At 59.7% G+C, this 20,931-nt stretch carries 19 protein-coding genes and 1 pseudogene; 11 read left to right on the top strand and 9 right to left on the bottom strand.

Features of this window, described 5'->3' with window-relative positions; genetic code table 11:
• Positions 1-10: 10 nt before the first annotated feature.
• Entirely contained in the window at positions 11-1,519 is a 1,509-nt protein-coding gene (putP, locus tag G9X48_RS02520; RefSeq protein WP_029038936.1) for a sodium/proline symporter PutP, read from the bottom strand.
• A gap of 413 nt (positions 1,520-1,932) precedes the next feature.
• Between putP and putA the strand changes: the two genes are divergently transcribed.
• Positions 1,933-5,895 (top strand): trifunctional transcriptional regulator/proline dehydrogenase/L-glutamate gamma-semialdehyde dehydrogenase, encoded by a 3,963-nt coding sequence (putA, locus tag G9X48_RS02515; RefSeq protein ID WP_097641019.1) that lies wholly within the window; start codon positions 1,933-1,935, stop codon positions 5,893-5,895.
• A 57-nt stretch (positions 5,896-5,952) separates the two neighbouring features.
• Here putA and G9X48_RS02510 read toward each other — a convergent pair whose 3' ends face one another.
• The 3 genes from G9X48_RS02510 to rutR all read right to left on the bottom strand — a co-directional run bounded on the left by G9X48_RS02510 (position 5,953) and on the right by rutR (position 8,017).
• A complete protein-coding gene (locus tag G9X48_RS02510; protein WP_230678201.1) occupies positions 5,953-6,405 on the bottom strand; it encodes a DUF943 family protein in 453 nt (150 codons plus the stop codon).
• Positions 6,406-6,419: 14 nt separating this feature from the next.
• The gene (locus tag G9X48_RS02505) at positions 6,420-7,262 is read right to left on the bottom strand and encodes a DUF3289 family protein (RefSeq protein ID WP_097641020.1); all 843 of its coding nucleotides are present in this window, start codon (positions 7,260-7,262) and stop codon (positions 6,420-6,422) included.
• 116 nt (positions 7,263-7,378) lie between these two features.
• Complete coding sequence (gene rutR, locus G9X48_RS02500) at positions 7,379-8,017, bottom strand: HTH-type transcriptional regulator RutR (RefSeq protein ID WP_007898015.1); 639 nt, start codon at positions 8,015-8,017, stop codon at positions 7,379-7,381.
• Positions 8,018-8,299: 282 nt separating this feature from the next.
• On the opposite strand from rutR, the gene rutA reads away from it, so the two are divergent.
• The 7 genes from rutA to rutG are packed head-to-tail and all read left to right on the top strand — an operon-like array spanning position 8,300 to position 13,749.
• Positions 8,300-9,388: a pyrimidine utilization protein A gene (gene rutA / locus G9X48_RS02495; RefSeq protein ID WP_004385397.1), complete on the top strand. Its 1,089-nt coding sequence runs from the start codon at positions 8,300-8,302 to the stop codon at positions 9,386-9,388.
• Entirely contained in the window at positions 9,388-10,086 is a 699-nt protein-coding gene (gene rutB, locus G9X48_RS02490; RefSeq protein WP_097570455.1) for a pyrimidine utilization protein B, read from the top strand. Before rutA ends, rutB begins: the two co-directional genes overlap by 1 nt.
• Positions 10,087-10,095: 9 nt before the next feature.
• Positions 10,096-10,494, top strand: coding sequence for a pyrimidine utilization protein C (gene rutC / locus G9X48_RS02485; protein ID WP_004385399.1), 399 nt, complete (start codon positions 10,096-10,098; stop codon positions 10,492-10,494).
• Positions 10,494-11,297 carry a pyrimidine utilization protein D gene (gene rutD / locus G9X48_RS02480; protein ID WP_097641051.1) on the top strand — a complete coding sequence of 268 codons (804 nt, stop codon included), beginning with the start codon at positions 10,494-10,496 and terminating at the stop codon, positions 11,295-11,297. The genes rutC and rutD overlap by 1 nt, the downstream gene beginning before the upstream one ends.
• Complete coding sequence (locus tag G9X48_RS02475) at positions 11,294-11,884, top strand: malonic semialdehyde reductase (protein ID WP_054624903.1); 591 nt, start codon at positions 11,294-11,296, stop codon at positions 11,882-11,884. The genes rutD and G9X48_RS02475 overlap by 4 nt, the downstream gene beginning before the upstream one ends.
• A gap of 9 nt (positions 11,885-11,893) precedes the next feature.
• Positions 11,894-12,394: an NADH-dependent FMN reductase RutF gene (rutF, locus tag G9X48_RS02470; RefSeq protein ID WP_097641022.1), complete on the top strand. Its 501-nt coding sequence runs from the start codon at positions 11,894-11,896 to the stop codon at positions 12,392-12,394.
• Positions 12,395-12,411: 17 nt separating this feature from the next.
• Positions 12,412-13,749, top strand: coding sequence for a pyrimidine utilization transport protein G (rutG, locus tag G9X48_RS02465; protein WP_097641023.1), 1,338 nt, complete (start codon positions 12,412-12,414; stop codon positions 13,747-13,749).
• Between the two features lie 84 nt (positions 13,750-13,833).
• On the opposite strand, the gene G9X48_RS02460 is transcribed toward rutG, so the two are convergent.
• Positions 13,834-14,007, bottom strand: a complete 174-nt coding sequence (locus G9X48_RS02460; RefSeq protein ID WP_007866642.1) for a general stress protein — start codon at positions 14,005-14,007, stop codon at positions 13,834-13,836.
• 399 nt (positions 14,008-14,406) lie between these two features.
• Here G9X48_RS02460 and wrbA point away from each other — a divergent pair, with 399 nt between their 5' ends.
• Both wrbA and G9X48_RS02450 read left to right on the top strand, forming a co-directional pair.
• Positions 14,407-15,003: an NAD(P)H:quinone oxidoreductase gene (gene wrbA / locus G9X48_RS02455; protein ID WP_004385404.1), complete on the top strand. Its 597-nt coding sequence runs from the start codon at positions 14,407-14,409 to the stop codon at positions 15,001-15,003.
• Between the two features lie 25 nt (positions 15,004-15,028).
• Positions 15,029-15,256: a YccJ family protein gene (locus G9X48_RS02450; protein WP_004385405.1), complete on the top strand. Its 228-nt coding sequence runs from the start codon at positions 15,029-15,031 to the stop codon at positions 15,254-15,256.
• 35 nt (positions 15,257-15,291) lie between these two features.
• Here the strand turns inward: G9X48_RS02450 and G9X48_RS02445 are convergent, their stop codons facing one another.
• The gene (locus G9X48_RS02445; protein ID WP_234451490.1) at positions 15,292-16,179 is read right to left on the bottom strand and encodes an HARLDQ motif MBL-fold protein; all 888 of its coding nucleotides are present in this window, start codon (positions 16,177-16,179) and stop codon (positions 15,292-15,294) included.
• A 72-nt stretch (positions 16,180-16,251) separates the two neighbouring features.
• On the opposite strand from G9X48_RS02445, the gene G9X48_RS02440 reads away from it, so the two are divergent.
• Positions 16,252-17,154 (top strand): LysR family transcriptional regulator, encoded by a 903-nt coding sequence (locus tag G9X48_RS02440; RefSeq protein ID WP_097641025.1) that lies wholly within the window; start codon positions 16,252-16,254, stop codon positions 17,152-17,154.
• Between the two features lie 164 nt (positions 17,155-17,318).
• Here G9X48_RS02440 and G9X48_RS02435 read toward each other — a convergent pair.
• The 3 genes and pseudogenes from G9X48_RS02435 to tssA all read right to left on the bottom strand — a co-directional run bounded on the left by G9X48_RS02435 (position 17,319) and on the right by tssA (position 20,753).
• Positions 17,319-18,656, bottom strand: a pseudogene (locus G9X48_RS02435) (VasL domain-containing protein).
• Between the two features lie 23 nt (positions 18,657-18,679).
• Entirely contained in the window at positions 18,680-19,135 is a 456-nt protein-coding gene (tssE, locus tag G9X48_RS02430) for a type VI secretion system baseplate subunit TssE (RefSeq protein ID WP_032989972.1), read from the bottom strand.
• Between the two features lie 31 nt (positions 19,136-19,166).
• Entirely contained in the window at positions 19,167-20,753 is a 1,587-nt protein-coding gene (gene tssA, locus G9X48_RS02425) for a type VI secretion system protein TssA (protein ID WP_097641027.1), read from the bottom strand.
• Positions 20,754-20,931 lie beyond the last annotated feature (178 nt).

The following is a 20,931-nucleotide window of genomic DNA, read 5'->3' as shown; positions in this document are numbered from 1 at the left end:
GTTAAGACGCTTAGCTGGCGCGAAGCTTAGACGGCGCAGGCGTGTGATACTCCTCGTCCGCTTTTTCAAAGCGCGCCTGCATGGAGGCCGACGGCGCTTTGCCCATCAGGCTCACCACCACGATACCGAGGCTTGCAAAGATAAAGCCCGGAATGATCTCGTAGAGGTTAAACCACGCGAACTGTTTCCAGACGATAACCGTCACCGCGCCGATGATCATGCCGGCCAGCGCGCCGTTGCGCGTCATGCGGGACCACATCACCGAGAACAGCACCACCGGGCCGAAGGCCGCGCCAAAGCCCGCCCACGCGTAGCTCACCAGGCCCAGCACGCGGTTTTCCGGGTTCGCCGCCAGCGCAATGGCGACCAGCGCCACCACCAGCACCATCATACGCCCGACCCACACCAGCTCTTTCTGGCTCGCGCCTTTACGCAGGAACGCTTTATAGAGGTCTTCGGTAATGGCGCTGGAGCAGACCAGCAGCTGGCAGCTCAGCGTTGACATCACCGCCGCCAGAATCGCCGACAGCAGGATACCGGCAATCCACGGGTTAAAGAGGATCTGCGCCAGTTCAATAAACACGCGCTCGCCGTTCTGGTTCACCGCGGCCGCCTGGTCAGGATGCTCGTTAAAGTAGGCGATGCCGAAGAAACCAACGGCCACTGCGCCCGCGAGGCACAGGATCATCCAGGTCATCGAGATACGACGTGCGTTAACGATGGTGTGGTGAGAATCCGCCGCCATAAAGCGCGCCAGAATATGCGGCTGGCCGAAATAGCCCAGTCCCCAGCCCATCAGCGAGATAATCGCCACCAGATTCAGGCCCTTGAGCATGTCGATATTTTCGATGCTCTTCTGCTTAATAACGGCCAGCGAATCGTCCAGCCCGCCGACCGCGAAAATCACAATCACCGGCGTCAGGATCAGCGCGAAAATCATCAGGCTCGCCTGCACAGTATCGGTCCAGCTCACCGCCAGGAACCCGCCGATAAAGGTGTAAAGAATCGTCGCCGCAGCCCCCGCCCAGAGCGCGGTTTCGTAGCTCATACCGAAGGTGCTTTCGAACAGGCGCGCGCCCGCCACGATGCCTGAAGCGCAGTAAATGGTGAAGAACAGCAAAATCACCAGCGCCGAGATAATCCGCAGCAGACGGCTGTTATCTTCAAAACGGCCGGTGAAATAATCCGGTAACGTCAGGGCGTTATTGTTGTGCTCGGTGTGAACGCGCAGGCGCCCTGCTACCAGCTTCCAGTTGATCCAGGCACCCAGCGTCAGGCCGATGGCTATCCAGCTTTCGGAGATCCCGGAGAGAAATACCGCGCCCGGCAGGCCCATTAGCAGCCAGCCCGACATATCCGACGCGCCCGCAGAGAGCGCGGTCACCACGCTCCCGAGACTGCGCCCGCCGAGAATGTAGTCATCAAAGTTTTTGGTGGAGCGCCACGCAATAAACCCAATCAGTATCATCCCCAAAATATAAATAATGAAAGTCACCAGCATCGGTGTACTCGTCGTCATTTCACTTCTCCGCGTTATGGCCGGGTCGCCCCGTTTATCACCGCCGGAACGTAGCGGTGGCGTTATTGTCATGTCGTGTGGCGGCAGTATCCTGCCGGAAGCGTTTTTTATTCACAATCGATTTAACACACCATTCACATGTTTTGCATCTGTGAAACCTGTACATTTTTTGAGAGGTTGCACTCGCTCACGCTTTTGTCGGTTGCACCTGTTAAAAATGTTAACCAGGCCCGGATTCTGAGCTTATAACCGCCCTTTCTTCGGTGCGTCATAGCAATTTCATATTTAACATTTCATTCATTTTTAAGCTTGCTGGCGAGGTCACATTTAACAAGGTTGCACAAAGTTGCAACATGATAGATATTGCCGATCATTCGCCTTTTTTATACAGACCGAGACACAGGAGTAAGGGCATGGGCACCACCACGATGGGGGTCAAGCTGGACGACGCCACCCGCGAGCGCATTAAATCCGCCGCGACGAAAATCGACCGCACGCCGCACTGGCTGATTAAACAGGCCATCTTTAATTATCTGGAACAGCTGGAGAACAGCGACGGCCTGCCGGAGCTGCCTGCGCTGCTGGCGGGCGCGGCGAACGAAAGCGATGAAGTACCAGCGCCAGTGGAAGAAACTCACCAGCCGTTCCTTGAATTTGCTGAACAGATCCAGCCGCAGTCCGTCAGCCGTGCGGCCATCACCGCCGCCTGGCGTCGCGCGGAAACCGACGCGGTGCCGATGCTGCTGGAGCAGGCCCGTCTGCCGCAGCCGGTCGCCGAGAAAACCCACCAGCTTGCCTGGAGCCTCGCCGAGAAGCTGCGCAACCAGAAAACCACCTCCGGCCGCGCCGGTATGGTGCAGAGCCTGTTACAGGAGTTTTCGCTCTCCTCGCAGGAAGGCGTGGCGCTGATGTGCCTTGCCGAAGCGCTGCTGCGTATCCCGGATAAAGCCACGCGTGATGCGCTGATCCGCGACAAAATCAGCAACGGCAACTGGCAGTCGCACATTGGCCGCAGCCCGTCGCTGTTTGTCAACGCCGCCACCTGGGGCCTGCTGTTTACGGGCCGTCTGGTCTCGACGCACAACGAAGCCAGCCTGTCGCGCTCGCTCAACCGCATTATTGGCAAGAGCGGTGAGCCCCTTATCCGTAAAGGCGTGGACATGGCGATGCGTCTGATGGGCGAGCAGTTCGTCACCGGCGAAACCATCGCCGAGGCGCTGGCCAACGCGCGCAAGCTTGAAGAGAAAGGCTTCCGTTACTCCTACGATATGCTGGGCGAAGCGGCGCTCACCGCCGCCGACGCGCAGGCTTATATGGTCTCTTACCAGCAGGCTATTCACGCCATCGGCAAAGCCTCCAACGGGCGCGGCATTTATGAAGGGCCGGGCATTTCGATTAAGCTCTCCGCCCTGCACCCGCGCTACAGCCGCGCGCAGTACGACCGCGTGATGGAAGAGCTCTACCCGCGCCTGAAATCCCTGACGCTGCTGGCGCGCCAGTATGACATCGGCATTAATATCGACGCCGAAGAGGCCGACCGCCTGGAGATCTCTCTCGATCTGCTGGAAAAACTCTGCTTTGAGCCGGAGCTGGCGGGCTGGAACGGCATCGGGTTTGTGATTCAGGCGTACCAGAAGCGCTGCCCGTTCGTTATCGATTATCTGATCGATCTCGCCACCCGCAGCCGTCGTCGTCTGATGATCCGTCTGGTGAAAGGCGCTTACTGGGACAGCGAAATTAAGCGCGCCCAGATGGAAGGCCTTGAGGGCTACCCGGTTTACACCCGCAAGGTTTACACCGATATCTCTTACCTCGCCTGCGCGAAGAAACTGCTGGCGGTGCCGAACCTTATCTACCCGCAGTTCGCCACCCACAACGCCCATACGCTGGCGGCCATCTACAATCTGGCGGGCCAGAACTACTACCCTGGCCAGTATGAATTCCAGTGCCTGCACGGCATGGGCGAGCCGCTCTATGAGCAGGTGGTTGGTAAAATCAGCGATGGCAAACTGAACCGTCCGTGCCGTATTTACGCGCCGGTCGGCACCCATGAGACGCTCCTGGCCTACCTGGTGCGTCGCCTGCTGGAAAACGGTGCCAACACGTCGTTTGTGAACCGCATCGCCGATAACACGCTGTCGCTTGACGATCTGGTGGCCGACCCGGTCAGCGCAGTCGAACAGCTGGCGGCGCAGGAAGGCCGCGTCGGTCTGCCGCACCCGAAAATCCCGTTACCGCAGGATCTTTACGGCGAAGGCCGCGTTAACTCCGCCGGGCTTGATCTGGCGAACGAACACCGCCTGGCGTCGCTCTCCTCGTCGCTGCTCAACAGCGCACTGCAAAAATGGCGCGCGCTGCCGATGCTGGAAAACGCCGTGGACGACGGCGAGCTGACACCGGTGATTAACCCCGCCGAGCCGCGTGATATCGTCGGTTACGCCCGTGAAGCCACCGAAGCGGAAGTGGCGCAGGCGCTGGAAAGCGCGGTGAACAACGCGCCTATCTGGTTCGCCACGCCGCCGCAGGAGCGCGCCGCCATTCTTGAGCGCGCCGCCGTGCTGATGGAAGACCAGACCCAGACGCTGATTGGCATTCTGGTGCGCGAAGCGGGTAAAACCTTCGCTAACGCCATCGCCGAAGTGCGCGAGGCGGTCGACTTCCTGCGCTATTACGCAGGCCAGGTGCGTGATGATTTCGATAACGAAACCCATCGCCCGCTCGGCCCGGTGGTCTGTATCAGCCCGTGGAACTTCCCGTTGGCTATTTTCACCGGCCAGGTGGCCGCCGCGCTTGCCGCAGGCAACAGCGTGCTGGCGAAACCGGCGGAGCAGACGCCGCTTATCGCCGCTCAGGGCATTCAGATCCTGCTGGAAGCAGGCGTGCCGCAGGGCGTGGTGCAGCTGCTGCCAGGCCGTGGCGAAACTGTCGGCGCGCAGCTCACGGGCGATCCGCGCGTGCGCGGTGTGATGTTCACCGGTTCAACGGAAGTGGCGACGCTGTTGCAGCGCAACATCGCCGACCGTCTTGACCCGCAGGGCCGTCCGACGCCGCTTATCGCGGAAACCGGCGGGCTGAACGCCATGATTGTCGACTCCTCCGCGCTCACGGAACAGGTGGTTGTGGACGTCGTCGCCTCGGCTTTCGACAGCGCCGGCCAGCGCTGCTCCGCGCTGCGCGTGCTCTGCCTCCAGGAAGAGATCGCCGATCACACCCTGACCATGCTGAAAGGCGCGATGGCCGAATGCCGGATGGGCAACCCTGGCCGCCTGACGACCGACATCGGACCGGTTATCGACGCCGACGCCAAAGCCGGTATCGAGCGCCATATTCAGGCGATGCGCGCCAAGGGCCGCAAAGTCTTCCAGGCCGCGCGCGACAACAGCCTTGATGCGCGTGAATGGCAGACTGGCACGTTTGTCATGCCGACGCTGATTGAGCTGGAAAGCTTTGATGAGATGAAAAAAGAGGTCTTCGGCCCGGTACTGCACGTGGTGCGCTACAACCGCAACAACCTGGCGGGGCTGATTGAGCAGATCAATAAAGCGGGTTACGGCCTGACGCTCGGCGTACACACGCGTATCGATGAAACCATCGCGCAGGTGACCGGCAGCGCGCACGTCGGCAACCTGTATGTGAACCGCAATATGGTCGGCGCCGTAGTCGGCGTGCAGCCGTTTGGTGGTGAAGGGCTTTCCGGCACCGGCCCGAAAGCGGGCGGGCCGCTCTACCTCTACCGCCTGCTGGCGAGCCGTCCGGAAACGGCGGTGCAGACGACGCTTGAGCGTCACGACGCCCGCTACGCCCAGGATGCGCAGGTCAAAACGCTGATTACGCGTCCGCACCAGGCGTTGACCGAATGGGCCGCAGGCCGCCCGGAACTCAAAGCGCTGTGCGAGCACTACCTCGCGCTGTCGCAAAGCGGCGTGCAGCGCACCCTGCCAGGCCCGACCGGCGAGCGCAACACCTATACCCTGCTGCCGCGCGAGCGCGTGCTGTGCCTGGCGGATAACGAACAGGACCTGCTGGTGCAGCTCGCCGCCGCCACCAGCGCGGGCAGCCGCGTACTGTGGGTTGACGAGCCGCTGCAACGCACCCTGGCCAAACAGCTTCCGGCCGCCGTGAACGCGATTATCGACTTCGCCAAACCGGATGTGCTGTTTAGCCAGTTCTTCGATGCGGTGATTTACCACGGCGATTCCGATCAGCTACGCGCGCTGTGCGAGAAAGTGGCCGCACGCGACGGCGCGATTGTTTCGGTGCAGGGCTTCGCACGCGGGGAAACCAACCTGCTGCTGGAGCGTCTGTGGCTGGAGCGTTCGCTTAGCGTCAACACCGCCGCCGCAGGCGGTAACGCCAGCCTGATGACCATCGGCTGACGGTTAATAAACACGAAAGGCGCCCGCGGGCGCCTTTTTCTTTGGCAAGAGAACGTATTAACGTATATCTCCGGGTTCGATAAGCGGCTGCTTTTGCAGCTCACCATCACGCATCACTTGATATCGATATTTATCAATTAAGAACATCTGTTCGCCCGCACGGTTTTGCGTGACGACCATCCGCAGATTTTTATCGATACAGCGGGCCGGACTTTGTATTTCATCAAAGCACAACCGATCGGTTTTACCTTCCGGCTGATAACCCTCACCGAAGGCATAGACGAAGTAATCTAACGCGCCGCGTGGGTTATCGGTTTTAAGGGAATAGCGCTGGATTAGCCTTTTTTCATTATTACGCCACCAGGCTATTTTATCGCGGTCGCGCCAGGGCAGACTTTCCACAATCACCGCCGCTGTATAGGGGTTTTGATACACCGCAATAATGTTTACAGATCGGTCAGCCATATACCTGATCATAACGACCGCCGCCAGGATAATGATAAGCAGCAAAATGCTCCTTTTTATCATGACAGCCCCCCGCGCAGGTTAAAGGTGGCCTCCATATTGGTCATAAAAGGTTTAAAACCAAAGCGGTGGTAATGCTGAAGAACGAACCAAATTCTGAAGAAGAGAAACTGGTTGAATTTAGGGTTTCTGATATCCGTTTCATCAAGTCCAAAATGGTCCTGGCATTGATACTTCACCGTTGCAGACCAGCCATCCTCCTCAACCCGTAGCTGCGTCAGCGTGATTTGCGTGGCATGGATATCATGAACGGTGATGCCAAGCCCGTTAAATCTGTCGGATAAGTCATTGAATTTTGGTAAAATTAGCTTGCCAAGCGTATATGCAAACTGCCCTGCAAGCGCCTGCGGAAAACCTTTATTTATATAATCAACGCCACTGCTAATGATTCTCCTGATAGCCAGTAACGTGCTGTTATGCGTGGTGTCTTTCAGGATGCGCTCACGTAGCGCCGCGTTAAGTTTCAAATCCTGAAAATCTGCCCCTTTTTCATTCTGCATATGAGAAAACATGCGGTTGATGATTTCCCGGCAATCTCCATACATGGAAAACGGCCAGGAGGTGTTTCGTAATTCATCAAATAACAGCGCGGCGCACTGATCGACGGTCAGAAGGTCACCCCGTCCTGCGCCATAAATACCAGCGAAACGGGATTGCGGGTTAGAAAAAGCGGTCATCTTTCTGAGCTGATAAGGATCAACGCGGTCTGAAACATGAGATAAATTAAAACGCTGCTGTAACTGCTCAGCCGTCAAATCTCCTGACTTCATATCCGGTGCCGATTTATCATTAAACTTGCGCTGCGTGCAAAACAGAATAAGCGGAAAACTGACATTACCCATCTGTATAACTCCCTGTTAAAACCAGATCTTTTTCCGCCTTATATTACGCCTCGTCAGGACTAATTCTGCAGAGTCGTTTTCCGTAAAACCTATGCCGGAAACCGACTCCCGTTTTATTACCGCACCCGAACACCTTCAATAATCATCCGCTGGACATTCTCAACGGTGCGGTTAAAAAAGGCCTCGTCGGCGAGCGTCGCGCCGGTGACCGCTTCCACCTGGGTGGCGAAATCGGCGTAGTGCTGGGTCGTGGCCCAGATCATAAAAATCAAATGGTGCGGATCGACGGGCGCGAGCTTGCCGCTTGCCACCCAGCCGGTAATGATGGCCGATTTGGTTTCCACCAGCGCTTTTAAATCGCCCTGCAATTCAGCCATCAGAAGCGGCGCGCCCTGCAGCATTTCGAGACAGAACAGCCGTGAGGCTTCGGGGAAATCGCGCGAAACCTCAAGCTTTAAACGAATGTATTCGCTGATGGCTGCGAGCGGTTGCAGATCCGCGCGAAAGGCCCGCAGCGGTGCCAGCCAGATATCCAGAATGTGCTTTAGCACGGCGACATACAGCGCCTCTTTGGACGGAAAATAGTAGAGCAGATTGGTTTTGGACACGCCGGAGCGCTCCGCGACCTGTTCAAGCGTCGTGCCATGCAGGCCGAACTGGGAAAACAGCGTCAGGCCAGCGTCCAGTATCGCCTGTTTCTTCGCCGCTACCGCCTTTGACCGCTTGCCGGTCTCTTTTTGCGCGCCTTGTGCCATGCGCCCTCTCCTTTTTGTTTTGCTCAAGCATAGCAAAAGCGCGCTGCAGGCTCGACCTCGCTGCACTTTGATTGCGCAACGCTGCCTGTTTTCTGTGCAACGTTTTTGACCATTCAGTCCGTTTTTTTAATCGCAAAAATGCCACACTTCTTCAACACAATGATAACAAAGGCATTTTCAAAACTGGCATTCGCTTTGCAAAACCCTCTCTGAGCGCGGCACAGGACGTGCAGGATGCAACGCCACGCGACGGTTCTTTCACCTGCAAAAGAGAGGTTCGTGATGAAAATTGGTGTCTTTGTGCCTATCGGAAATAACGGCTGGCTGATCTCCACCCATGCCCCGCAATACATGCCGACGTTCGAGCTGAATAAAGCTATTGTGCAGAAAGCCGAGCAGCAGCAGTTCGATTTTGCGCTCTCGATGATCAAACTGCGCGGCTTCGGCGGAAAGACCGAATTCTGGGATCACAATCTGGAGTCGTTCACCTTAATGGCGGGCCTCGCCGCTGTAACCTCGCGTATACAGATTTACGCCACCGCCGCCACGCTCACGCTGCCGCCCGCGATTGTGGCGCGCATGGCGTCAACTATCGACTCCATCTCCGGCGGACGGTTTGGCGTGAATCTCGTGACCGGCTGGCAGAAGCCGGAGTATGAGCAGATGGGCCTGTGGCCGGGCGATGACTACTTCTCGCGCCGCTACGACTATCTCACTGAATATGTCCATGTGCTGCGCGACCTCTGGGATACCGGACGGAGCGATTTCAAAGGCGACTACTTCACGATGAACGATTGCCGCGTCAGCCCGCGCCCGCAGCAGCCGATGAAAGTGATCTGCGCAGGCCAGAGCGACGCGGGCATGGCGTTTTCCGCACAGCACGCTGACTACAACTTCTGCTTTGGTAAGGGCGTCAACACGCCCGCCGCGTTCGCCCCAACCGCCGCACGAATGAAAGCGGCGGCCGAAAAAGCCGGGCGCGACGTGGGTTCCTATGTGCTCTTTATGGTGATCGCCGATGAGACCGACGAAGCGGCACGCGCCAAATGGGAGCACTACAAAGCCGGTGCCGATGAAGAGGCGCTGTCGTGGCTCACCGAGCAGAGCCAGAAAGATACCCGCTCCGGCGCGGATACCAACGTGCGCCAGATGGCGGACCCGACCTCGGCGGTCAACATTAATATGGGTACGCTGGTCGGCTCTTACGCGAGCGTCGCACGGATGCTGGATGAAGTCGCCGCCGTGCCGGGCACCGAAGGCGTGCTGCTGACGTTCGACGACTTCCTGACCGGTATCGACGCCTTTGGCGAACATATTCAGCCGCTGATGCGCTGTCGCGATCATCTGCGCGTGACGCAGGAGGTGGCCTGATGAATACGATAACGCTGACGGCGCGCCCCGAGGCGCTTACCTTCGCGCCGGAACAGAGCGCGCTGATTGTGGTGGATATGCAAAACGCCTACGCAAGCCAGGGCGGCTATCTGGATCTGGCGGGGTTTGACGTCTCGGCCACCGCGCCGGTGATAGAGAACATCAAAACCGCCGTGGCGGCCGCACGCGAGGCGGGCATGACCATCGTCTGGTTCCAGAACGGCTGGGACAGCGACTATCTCGAAGCGGGCGGCCCCGGCTCGCCAAACTTCCACAAATCGAACGCGCTGAAAACCATGCGCCGCCGTCCGGAGCTGCACGGCAAGCTGCTGGCGAAAGGCAGTTGGGACTATCAGCTGGTGGATGAACTGACGCCGCTTCCCGGCGATATCGTACTGCCGAAACCGCGCTACAGCGGCTTTTTCAACACGCCGCTCGACAGCATGCTGCGTGCGCGCAATATCCGCCATCTGGTCTTTACCGGCATCGCCACTAATGTCTGCGTGGAATCGACGCTGCGCGACGGTTTTTTCCTGGAATATTTCGGCGTGGTGCTGGAAGACGCCACGCACCAGGCCGGGCCGCCGTTCGCCCAGCAGGCGGCGCTGTTTAATATCGAAACCTTTTTCGGCTGGGTGAGCGACGTGCAGAGCTTCTGCGACGCGCTCTCCCCGGAAGCCCTCGCCCGCATCGCGTAAGGAGTCGTTATGCCAAAACAGGTCATTATTCCGCCCGGCACCAGCACGCCCATCGCGCCCTTTGTGCCCGGCACGCTCGCAGACGGCGTGGTCTATGTCTCCGGCACGCTGCCTTTTGATAGCGCCAACAATGTGGTGTATCCCGGCGACCCAAAGGCGCAAACCCGCCATGTGCTGGAGACGATTCGGCGCGTTATCGAAACGGCGGGCGGGACGATGGAGGACGTGACGTTCAACTCGATCTTTATTACCGACTGGAAAAACTACGCCGCGATTAACGAGATATACGCGGAGTTTTTCCCCGGTGATAAACCGGCGCGCTTTTGTATTCAGTGCGGGCTGGTGAAACCGGAGGCGCTGGTGGAGATAGCGACGGTCGCCCATATCGGACAGCCGGGAGGCGCATGATGAAACTGCGTGTAAGCGAAGCGCCCTTTCCCGGCGCGCCGGTGATGGTGATGATAGCGGGCCTCGGCGGGCTTGGCGGTTACTGGCTGGCGCAGCAGAGCGCGCTGAGTCGCGATTATCAGGTGGTGGTGTATGACCAGCGCGGCACCGGCGATAACGCCGATACGCTGCCGGAGGGCTATACGCTCGCCGATATGGCGCAGGAGCTGCACCGCGCGCTGTTCATCCACGGCGTGCATCGCTATGCGGTGCTTGGCCACGCGCTTGGCGGGCTGGTGGGTCTTGAACTGGCGCTGGCGTTTCCGGAGGCGGTGAGCGCGCTGGTTATCGTTAACGGCTGGCTGTCACTCAGCGCCTGGACGCGCCGCTGCTTTGAAGCCCGCGAGCGGCTGCTGCTCGACAGCGGCCCTGCAGCGTATATCGCCGCGCAACCGCTGTTTCTCTACCCGCCGTCGTGGGCGCAGGAGAATCAGCCGCGCCTCGAAGCCGAAGAAGCGCTGCATAACGCCCATTTTCAGGGCACCGAAAACCTGCTGCGCAGGCTGTGGGCGCTGAAAAACGCCGATTATCGCGAGCGCGCCGCGCGCGTTATCACGCCGGTTCAGATTATCTGCGCACGCGATGACATGCTGGTGCCGTGGACCTGTTCGCAGGCGCTGCACGAGGCGTTGCCCCACAGCCGTCTTGACGTGATGGACTTCGGCGGCCACGCCTGCAACGTCACCGCGCCCCAGCCGTTTCATTCTCTGCTTTATGCCGGGCTGGCATCACTTGCGCCCGCGCCCCACAAGGAGACCGTATGAGCGAAGCTCTGAGCGCCAGCGCGCTCGCCACGTTATTTACCGACGCCCGCACCCACAGCGCCTGGCGTGAGACACCCGTCAGCGACGCGCAGTTGCGCGATCTCTATGAAATGGTGCGCCTCGGCCCGACCTCCGCCAACTGCTCGCCGGGGCGGCTGCTGTTTGTCACCACGCCGCAGGCCAAAGCCCGCCTGAAACCCGCGCTCTCCAGCGGCAACGTTGAGAAAACCATGCAGGCACCGGTGACCGCCATCGTCGCCTGGGACAGTGAATTTTACGAGGCGCTGCCGACGCTGTTTCCCTATGCCGACGCCCGCGCCTGGTTCACCTCAAGCCCGGCGGTGGCAGAGGAGACCGCGTTTCGCAACAGCTCCCTACAGGCCGGTTATCTGATTATGGCCTGCCGGGCGCTGGGGCTCGATACCGGCCCGATGTCCGGCTTTGACCGCGCGGCGGTGGACACCGAATTCTTCAGCGGCACCCCCTGGAAGAGCAATCTGCTTATCAATATCGGCTATGGCGATACCGAAAAACTGCATCCGCGCCTGCCGCGTCTCGCCTTTGAAGACGCCTGCGCGATCGTTTAAGGAGGGGTTATGAGTGAACAACAGGCTTTTCGCGATGCAATGTCCCGCCTCGGCGCGGCGGTGAATATTGTGACTACCGACGGCCCGGCGGGCATGGCGGGCTTTACCGCCTCGGCGGTGTGCAGCGTGACGGACAGCCCGCCGACGCTGCTGGTGTGTCTGAACCGCAACGCCTCCGTCTGGCCGGTGTTTCAGGCCAACGGGCAGCTGTGCGTCAACACGCTCGCCGCCGGGCACGAGGCGCTCTCTGGCCTCTTCGGCGGCAAAACCCCGATGCAAGAGCGCTTCGCCGCCGCCCGCTGGCATCGCGGCGTCACCGGCTCTCCGCAGCTCGACGGCGCGGTGGTCTCTTTCGACTGCCGGGTGGAACAGGTGGTGCCGGTCTCCACCCACGACGTGCTGCTGTGCCGGGTGCTGGAAATCTTACGTAATGACGATACGCACGGGCTGGTCTGGTTTGACCGGCGTTATCACGCCCTTTCGCGCCCCGTCTGCGGGCTCGCCTCTTAGCTCCACAGGAGATACCTATGGCCAATTCCTGGTTTCCTCACTGGCGTAAACCTGCCGGCCCCGCGGGTGGCGTGGTCGCCCCGGACGAAACGCTCTCTGCCGGCCAGACGCTGGTCATGGGCGTGCAGCACGCGGTGGCGATGTTTGGCGCGACGGTGCTGATGCCGCTTTTAATGGGGCTCGACCCGAACTTGTCGATTCTGATGTCCGGCATCGGCACGCTGCTATTTTTTGTGATTACCGGCGGGCGGGTGCCGAGCTATCTCGGCTCCAGCGCCGCTTTCGTGGGGGTGGTGATCGCCGCGACCGGCTTTAACGGCCAGGGGCTGAATCCGAATATGAGCGTGGCGCTGGGCGGGATTATCGCCTGCGGTTTGTTGTATACGCTTATCGGCGTGGTGGTGATGAAATCGGGCACGCGCTGGATAGAACGGCTGATGCCGCCGGTCGTCACCGGGGCCGTCGTGATGGCGATTGGGCTTAATCTCGCGCCGATTGCGGTTAAAAGCGTCTCCGCCAGCGGCTTTGACGGCTGGATGGCGGTGATGACCGTGCTCTGTATTGGCCTCGTGGCGGTGTTTACGCGCGGCATGGTGCAGCGGTTGCTGATTCTGATGGGGCTTATCGCCGCCTGGGCCCTGTATGCGCTGTTCACCAATGTGCTGGGCTTCGGCAAGCCGGTGGATTTTACGCCGGTGACGCAGGCCGCGTGGTTCGGGCTGCCCCACTTCGCCGCGCCCACGTTTAACGTCCAGGCCATCATGCTGATTGCGCCGGTCGCCGTGATTCTGGTGGCGGAAAACCTCGGGCATCTGAAAGCGGTCGCGGGCATGACCGGGCGCAATATGGACCCGTATATGGGGCGCGCGTTTGTCGGCGACGGGCTGGCGACGATGCTTTCCGGCGCGGTGGGCGGCAGCGGCGTGACGACCTATGCGGAGAATATCGGCGTGATGGCAGTGACAAAAGTCTACTCGACGCTGGTCTTTGTGGCGGCGGCAGCGATCGCCCTGCTGCTCGGCTTCTCGCCGAAATTTGGCGCGCTGATCCACACCATTCCGGCCCCGGTCATCGGCGGAGCATCAATAGTGGTCTTCGGGCTGATTGCGGTCGCGGGCGCGCGTATCTGGGTGCAGAACCATGTGGATCTGAGCCAGAACGGCAATCTGATTATGGTGGCGGTAACGCTGGTGCTGGGCGCGGGTGATTTTGCGCTCACGGTAGGCGGCTTTACGCTTGGCGGCATCGGCACCGCGACCTTTGGAGCGATTGCGCTCAATGCGCTGTTAAGCCGCAAACAGGCTCAGACGCCGGAGCCGGTACTTGCGCCACAGGAGCCGCCCCCGCAGGCATAAAAAAACCGCCGGGAATGCCCGGCGGTCAGGGGTGCTATTAACCTTTGACGTACATAGAATGGTTAATAACGGTCATGCGTGGCGCTAGCTACGGCCGCCGCCATGACTGTTTTTACCCCCTTTTTTCCCGGCTTCGGAGGCGCGTTGCGGGTCATTTTTAAAGTTCCCGCCGCTGTGCTGGCCACCTTTACGACCTGCTTCTGATGCTCTGTCACGATCTTCTGCGAAATTACCTGAACCACCACGATGGTTTGCCATTTCTGACCTCCAGATTGTGTGAATCATTAGACATCATACTGCATTCAGTAAAAGAGGATTCTTTCACCTCACGGCACTGGCCGGAGCCGTTATCGTTGCCGCGTGATTAAAAGCTTAGCCAGGGTGCCCGACCTCGCCACTTTTCGGAAACATTTAGCAACATCAATCTGGCGTTTCGCCCGTAAAACTGACGAAACGATTAATAAGGCATTCTTATGATTGAAAAATTTCAGCGCTTAAAAAATGTGATCTGATGCTACAAACACCCCATTCATAGATAAACTATTATTTTTAAAGATTTTTTAGCTGCCGGTTTGCACTCTGCCATCAGGGGCATATGCTTTATAGATGAGCGCAGCGATAACGGCTGTGGCAACCACTGATACAGGAGCAAGGCTGATGGCGAAAGTTCTGGTGCTTTATTATTCCATGTACGGGCATGTCGAAACGCTGGCGCACGCGGTGGCGGAAGGCGTCGAAAAGGTTCAGGGCGCGGAAGTGACGATTAAGCGCGTGCCGGAAACTATGCAGGCGGAAGCCTTCGCGAAAGCGGGCGGGAAAACGCAAAATGCGCCGGTCGCCACGCCGCAGGAGCTCGCCGATTACGACGCGATTATCGTCGGAACCCCGACCCGCTTTGGCAATATGTCTGGCCAGATGCGTACCTTCTTTGACCAGACCGGCGGCCTGTGGGCCTCCGGCGCGCTGTACGGCAAACTGGCGAGCGTGTTTAGCTCAACCGGTACGGGCGGCGGTCAGGAGCACACGATCTCCTCCACATGGACTACGCTTGCTCATCATGGAATGATCATTGTGCCTATCGGTTACGGGGCGCAGGAGCTGTTTGATATTTCCACGGTTCGCGGCGGAACGCCTTACGGCGCGACCACCATCGCAGGCGGCGACGGTTCACGCCAGCCAAGCCAGGAAGAACTGGCGATCGCCCGCTATCAGGGTGAATACGTGGCGGGCCTCGCCGTCAAAATGAAAGGCTAACTCACTCACTTCACCGGAGGAAAGCATGCCAACACAAGAATCGAAAACCCATCACGTGGGGGAATGGGCCAGCCTGCGTAATACGTCCCCTGAGATCGCCGAAGCGATTTTCGAAGTGGCCGATTACGATGAGGTGATGGCCGAAAAGATCTGGGAAGAAGGCAGCGATGAAGTGCTGATCCGCGCCTTTAAGAAAACCGACAAAGATTCGCTCTTCTGGGGCGAGCAGACGATCGAACGTAAAAACGTCTGACGCTTCGGCCCTCTGCGTATGCAGAGGGCTTCTTTTTATGGCTGCGCGCGCTGCGCTGCCAGCTGTTTCTCAAAAGCCGCCCGCGACTGCGCCACATACTGCGCCAGCCCTGCCTTATCGACAAACGCGTTATTCTCTCCCCTCGCCTTGCGCGCCATTTTATCCATCAGGCCAAAACGCTCGCCTTTGTTGGCAAGAAAAATATCCACCTGTTGCGCCTCAAGCCGCGCAAAACTGCGACGGATATCTTCCACCAGCGTCGGATAGTTGCGGTTGTTGATAAGCGGATACCCCGGCGTCGCCAGGCTGTCGGCATAGATAAGCGTTTTACCGTCGGCGAGTGTGACTTTCCATGAGGTCGCCCCCGGAAGATGGCCTGGCGTGAAAATGGCCGCAAGCGTCACGCCGCCCAGATGCCACTGCTGCCCGTCCTGCGCCTCAATATCCACCGTCACTGGCGGGAACGGCAGCGCGTCGCCCAGCGCGAAATCCTCTTTACCGCCGCGCGCCATCTGCTCTGCGTTGGCATGGCTTGCGATAACGCGCGCGCCGCTCCACGCCTTCAGGCGCGCAATGCCACCAGCCTGATCGAGCCGCGCATGGCTGTTCGCGATGTAGCGAATATCGGCCATGCGAAAACCGAGCGCTTCAATGTTGTGCCTGATTTGCGGCGCGCTGGCATCAAGGCCCGCGTCAATCAGAATGTGGCCCTGCGGCGTGGTAAGCAGCACCGACGAGAGGTTTTCGGTGCCGACGTACCAGACGCCAGGCCAGATGGCGAAGGGCTGAACGGGCTTCGCCCAGGCTTCAAAAAGGGAATACGGCGGTGCCTCGGCGAGCGGTTGGGCAGGATCGAGCGCGGCATGCGCGGGTACAGAGAGCAGTGACATCAGACAAGAAAAAAGTGCGATACGGGGTTTCATTATCATCTCCTGAATAAGGAGACGCAGTATAATCAGCGCCTTTTTAATGCGGCTCAATTGGAATGACATCTGATGAATATCCTGCAACTGGATATGAACCTGCTGAAAGTGCTCTATGTGATGCTACAGACGGGTACGACCGGCGAGACGGCGCAGCGGCTGAATATTACGCCTTCCGCCGTCAGCCACGCGCTCTCGCGCCTGCGTGAAGCGCTGGGCGATCCGCTGTTTCGACGCGAAGGGAACCGCCAGCATCCAACGCCTTTTGCGCAGGCGCTGCGCGATAAACTGGTGCCGCTGTTCGTTTCGCTGAATGAAGAAATGTTCGGCGAGCCGCAGCCGCACGAGCGGCGTTTTCGGGTGGTGGTGCCGCCCGCGCTCAATACGCTGCTCGCCCCTGTTCTTGCGCAAAAAGCGCATCAGGCGCAGGCGAGCGTCGAGTGCGTGGCGTTCGAGCGGCGCGCCTGGCGTGACGATCTGGTGGATGGTTCGATTGATTTGCTGCTGGCAGTGGGCGATCACCAGAAGCAGCTTAGCGCGCTGCACTATGAGCGCGTCGGGCAGACGCGGCTGGTTATTCTTTATGGCCCGCCGCTTCGCCCTGCGCTTGCCGGGAAAAACAGCCTGACGCTTGCAGGGCTGTGCGACTACCCGCATGCCTATTGTCACCCGTGGCCACAGCCAGAAAACGAGCTGGATCGCCAGCTGGCGCGCAGTGGCCTGACGCGGCGGCTGGGGTTTATCGGCACCGATTACGCCCAGCTTCCCGGCGCGCTGCGCGAAGCGCCGCTACTGGCGGTGGTGCCCTGGCCATGGTTTGCCGCGCTCAAAGATAACGCGCAGCTCTCGATGCTGGAGCTTGACGATGAAAAAGCGCTCGGCAGTCTTTTTTTGCAGTACCGCACCTCGACGGTGCCATGGAAAAAGCGTCTGATAAGCGCGGTACGTCAGGCGCTAACGCCCTGGTATCATTGAGAATCTTCTCAAATGCACTGAGGGAGCCTCAAGGCTGGCTACACTGGATTCATGTACTCATTACTCCTGAGATACATGCTCGATGTGAATCCCCTGATACTGTTATTTCCTGCCCGATGGGCAGGATTTTTTTTATCTATTGCAGGGAGAATGAAAACGGGGCGCTAAGGCGTAGTGGCATCGGGTGACGGCGGTGTCAGCAGCACATAGCGATAGAGAAGCTGATTAAGCCGGGTGGCGGTTTCCTGACGCAGCGCACCAGGCTCAACGCCCTGCTGGCGCTGCTCTGCCATCTGACGCAACAGCTCTTCTGCTGGCGGCATGGCGGCAAACGCCTGGTGAATATTAAACACCATCGTTTTAAGCTCGCTGCCGGTCAGGTATTTCCCCCGCCGCTCATCCAGCGCGTTGAGCCGCGCAGTCAATTCGTCAAGCTGCGTCATGCCGCGGCGCCAGCCATCCAGATTTTGCAGCGGCAGCGCCGCGGCGCTCATCTGCTGACGCCATTCGCGGGTTAGCGCCTGTGCCTGCGTGTGCTGAGGCAAAAGTTGGCTCGCCTGGCGCACCAGCTCACAGGCAAAACGGATATTGCGATCGGGCGGCAGCGTTGCCAGCCACCCCAGACGCTGGCGCGTTTGCGTCAGGACCAGAGCAGGATCAATCTGGCGCGCCTGTTCCGGTGTGATGGTGGCACTGTCTGCCATCTGCGGCCACGCGCGAAGCGACGCCGCAATCCGCGCCTGCACTGGATTGGGGCGGTGATACGCCTGCCAGCCCATCAACACGGCGCTGCCCGCCACCAGCATAGTGACCATACCGGCGATGAACGGCTTCAGGCTACGGCGCGTTAGCATGTGAGCCGATGCCACGTCTGGCGCAGGCACGCTGTCCGGAACATACACCCGGCGGATATCATCATCCGTCTGCGGATCGTTAACCGTCACCGCGCGCTCCTTCAGCGTCACTTCACTCTGCCCCGCGTCATTTTCCAGCCGCGCCGCTGCGTTTTGCAGATGCAGACGCAGCGCGTCCATCTGACTGACATGCTTAAGCTCAAGGCGCTCCAGCACCGTGATAATACGTGTCAGGTGCTGCTCCGCCTGATAGAGCGCGCCGAGATCCGCATAACGCAACGAGAAAGTGCGCAGCGTCTGCTACACACGCTGGCTGAGGCCGCTTAAAATCTCCATTCGCGCGTGTACCGGCTGCGGCCACAGGTTGCCCCACTGGCGCGAGATGAGCGCCTCGAGGATCGCCAGCCCTTCGTTAAGGCCGGGCAACCCCAGCAAGCGCAGACGCGCCTGCGTATACCAGGCGGCGGTTTGCAGCTCGACGCCATTGCGCTCAAAGAGCGAGAGCGACAGCTGTTCGACCCGCCGCCAGTCGACATCCGGGCGCGCCGGGTGCGTGAGTTTGCCGAGCTCTTCGCGAAGCGCGGCGTAGTCCGGCAGCAGGCGCGGATCGCCGCCGGTTTTCAGATGACGTTCAGTGGACGTGTCCATAATATCCCTGTCCTGAAGGCCGCTCAGATCGCGGCGCGGTTATCCATAAACTGCTGTTGTTTGAGGTGGCGGATCAGCACCCGCCCTTCTGGCATAAATGCCGTGCCGTAGCGCACCAGCCCCACGCCTTTCAGCTCGGCGTCGATGGCATAGCGCAGCTCGCCGGGAAGGGTTTGCGGGAGCATCACAACGTTGATCCGTTTCAGACGCGGCTCGTATTTCAGCAATACGGCAGAGAGCGCGCTGATGAGTTCATGGGCGGTGCCGGGCATACCCTGAAGAATTTTGGTCAGATCCGGCAGGCCGTAATCCGGCAGATGTTTGAGGCTACCGGCGCGGGTATTGAGAATGCGCTGCATGTTATCGAGCACCGACAAAATGACCTGATTTTCTTCGCTGACCGCATCCAGCGGCAGGCCGCCGTCGAAATTGCCGTAGAGTATTTCATAGAGCGATGGCGAGAGAGGGGTTTCGGGCATCATTTTCTCCTTCCATGAATAAGGTGATGACTTAGCTGCATAACACGGCGGCGCGCGCCGGATCGATGGCGATAAGTGCCGCCAGCAGCTGTTCCATATCAGTTTGCAGGCGCGCTTTCTCCGCGTCGCTACGCCCGGCTTTCATACGCAGCAACCGCAGCCGTCTGGCACCCACTTCAAAAAGCAGCGCCGGCTCCCATTGTGCAAGCGTCATTTGCGACGCGCCCGCGTCCAGCGCGGCAAGCAGATGCAGCGCCAGATCGTTTTTGCCGTATTGCTCCGCCAGACGCGCCATCAGCAGGCGCAAAAGCCAGCGCTGGCGCGGTGTGGTGAGCGCGGGCCGGGTCTGTAGCCAGCCGAGTGCTGCGTCAATACCGTCGCTGTCGGCGAGCGCGACGGCTTCCGGCTCCAGTTGCAGTACCTCGTCATCGGCGGCGCTGCCAGCGTCCACAACGTGCGCTGCGTCAGGGCCGGAGGCATTCTCGCGCACCTGCTGCGCGATCCAGTGTTGCGTTACCTCATCGGCAAACGGCGTGCCGTCGCTAAACGCCAGCGTCTCAAGGCCGGGCAGCCGGTTTAACAGCCCGTTCAGATCGGCGCGAATGATGCCTGCCAGTGTCTCCTTACCAGACTTCTGCAGCGCTTCGTGAAGATACCACTGCAAATCGAGCCACAGATGGCTGGCACCGCGCGCAAAGAGGCTGTCGGCCTGCTCCAGCAGCTCAAGCCAGCTCTGCTGAAGCCAGAGCCTTTTCAACAATGCGCGCTGGTCGGCCTTCGGGGATTCTATGCGGGTGCGTCCGTCGCCTGCGAGCGGCGGCAACTGGTGAAGGGTGTCGTGACGCAGGCTTTTCATCATGCGGTGGGCGGCGAGCCAGCCATCAGGCTGATTACGCAGGTAGTCGGCAAGCTGACGGGCCTGATCCAGCAGATCGCGCCCGGACGTAATTGCGCTGATAACAGGCGCAGCCGTGGGCTGCGACGCGTTGCTGTCGCTAGTGGTTTGCGGTACCACCGCATCCACGCCGCCCGCTTTCATCAGCCGCGCTTCCAGCGCGCCGTAAAGCGCGCTTAATGACGGACGCGCGGAAGGCTCCTCCTGCGCCAGCGCCTGTTCAATCAACAACAGCGCGCCCGCGGTGCGCCGGGCGTCATCGCGCGTCACTTCCGGGTAAAGCGACAGGCTGTCGAGCACGCGCGAGCCCGCAAGCCACTCCAGCGCCGCCTGACGGCTGCGCGCGCGCTGCGGGTGCAGCGCCGTGCCAAAACGCGCAAGCAGCGCGGCGAGCAGTTCCAGCCCTTCGGCAAAACCAGCCTCGCCCTCCTGGTGCAGCCGCGACCACGCATAATAGGTGGCGACGCGAATATCTTTCGATGCCGTGGTCAGCACTTTTTCTGCCAGCTCGCCGATAAGCGTGAGATCGGCACCGGAAAGCTTATTCACCTCCTCGCGGATCTGCTGGAAATCGTCGTCATACCCCGGATCGTCCCCGGTGGGGGCCGTGGTGATGATGGGTTGCAGCCATTTTTCCCAGAGCGCGAGACGCGCCTGCGCCTGGGCGGCCAGCTCATCTGTCTGCGCTTGACAACTTTCCAGCACTGTCTGCAGCGATGCCATTGTTTCTCTCCCTGAAACGAAACCGCCAGCTCCGCCACAAGACGGGAAGCATTTATTTAACAGCGGGTTAAAGCGCAGATGCTACGCACGCAAGAGACATTCACAAGCAATGGGCAACGGGCAGATGTAAACAGAGTTTACGCATCAGAAGAGGTGTTCTGCGGCGAGGCGCTGGCTG

Source organism: Cronobacter sp. HA18006, assembly GCF_011605445.1.
GTDB lineage: Bacteria > Pseudomonadota > Gammaproteobacteria > Enterobacterales > Enterobacteriaceae > Cronobacter > Cronobacter sakazakii.
Note: the sequence above shows the minus strand (reverse complement) of the source record. Positions and strands in the feature narration are given on the sequence as shown.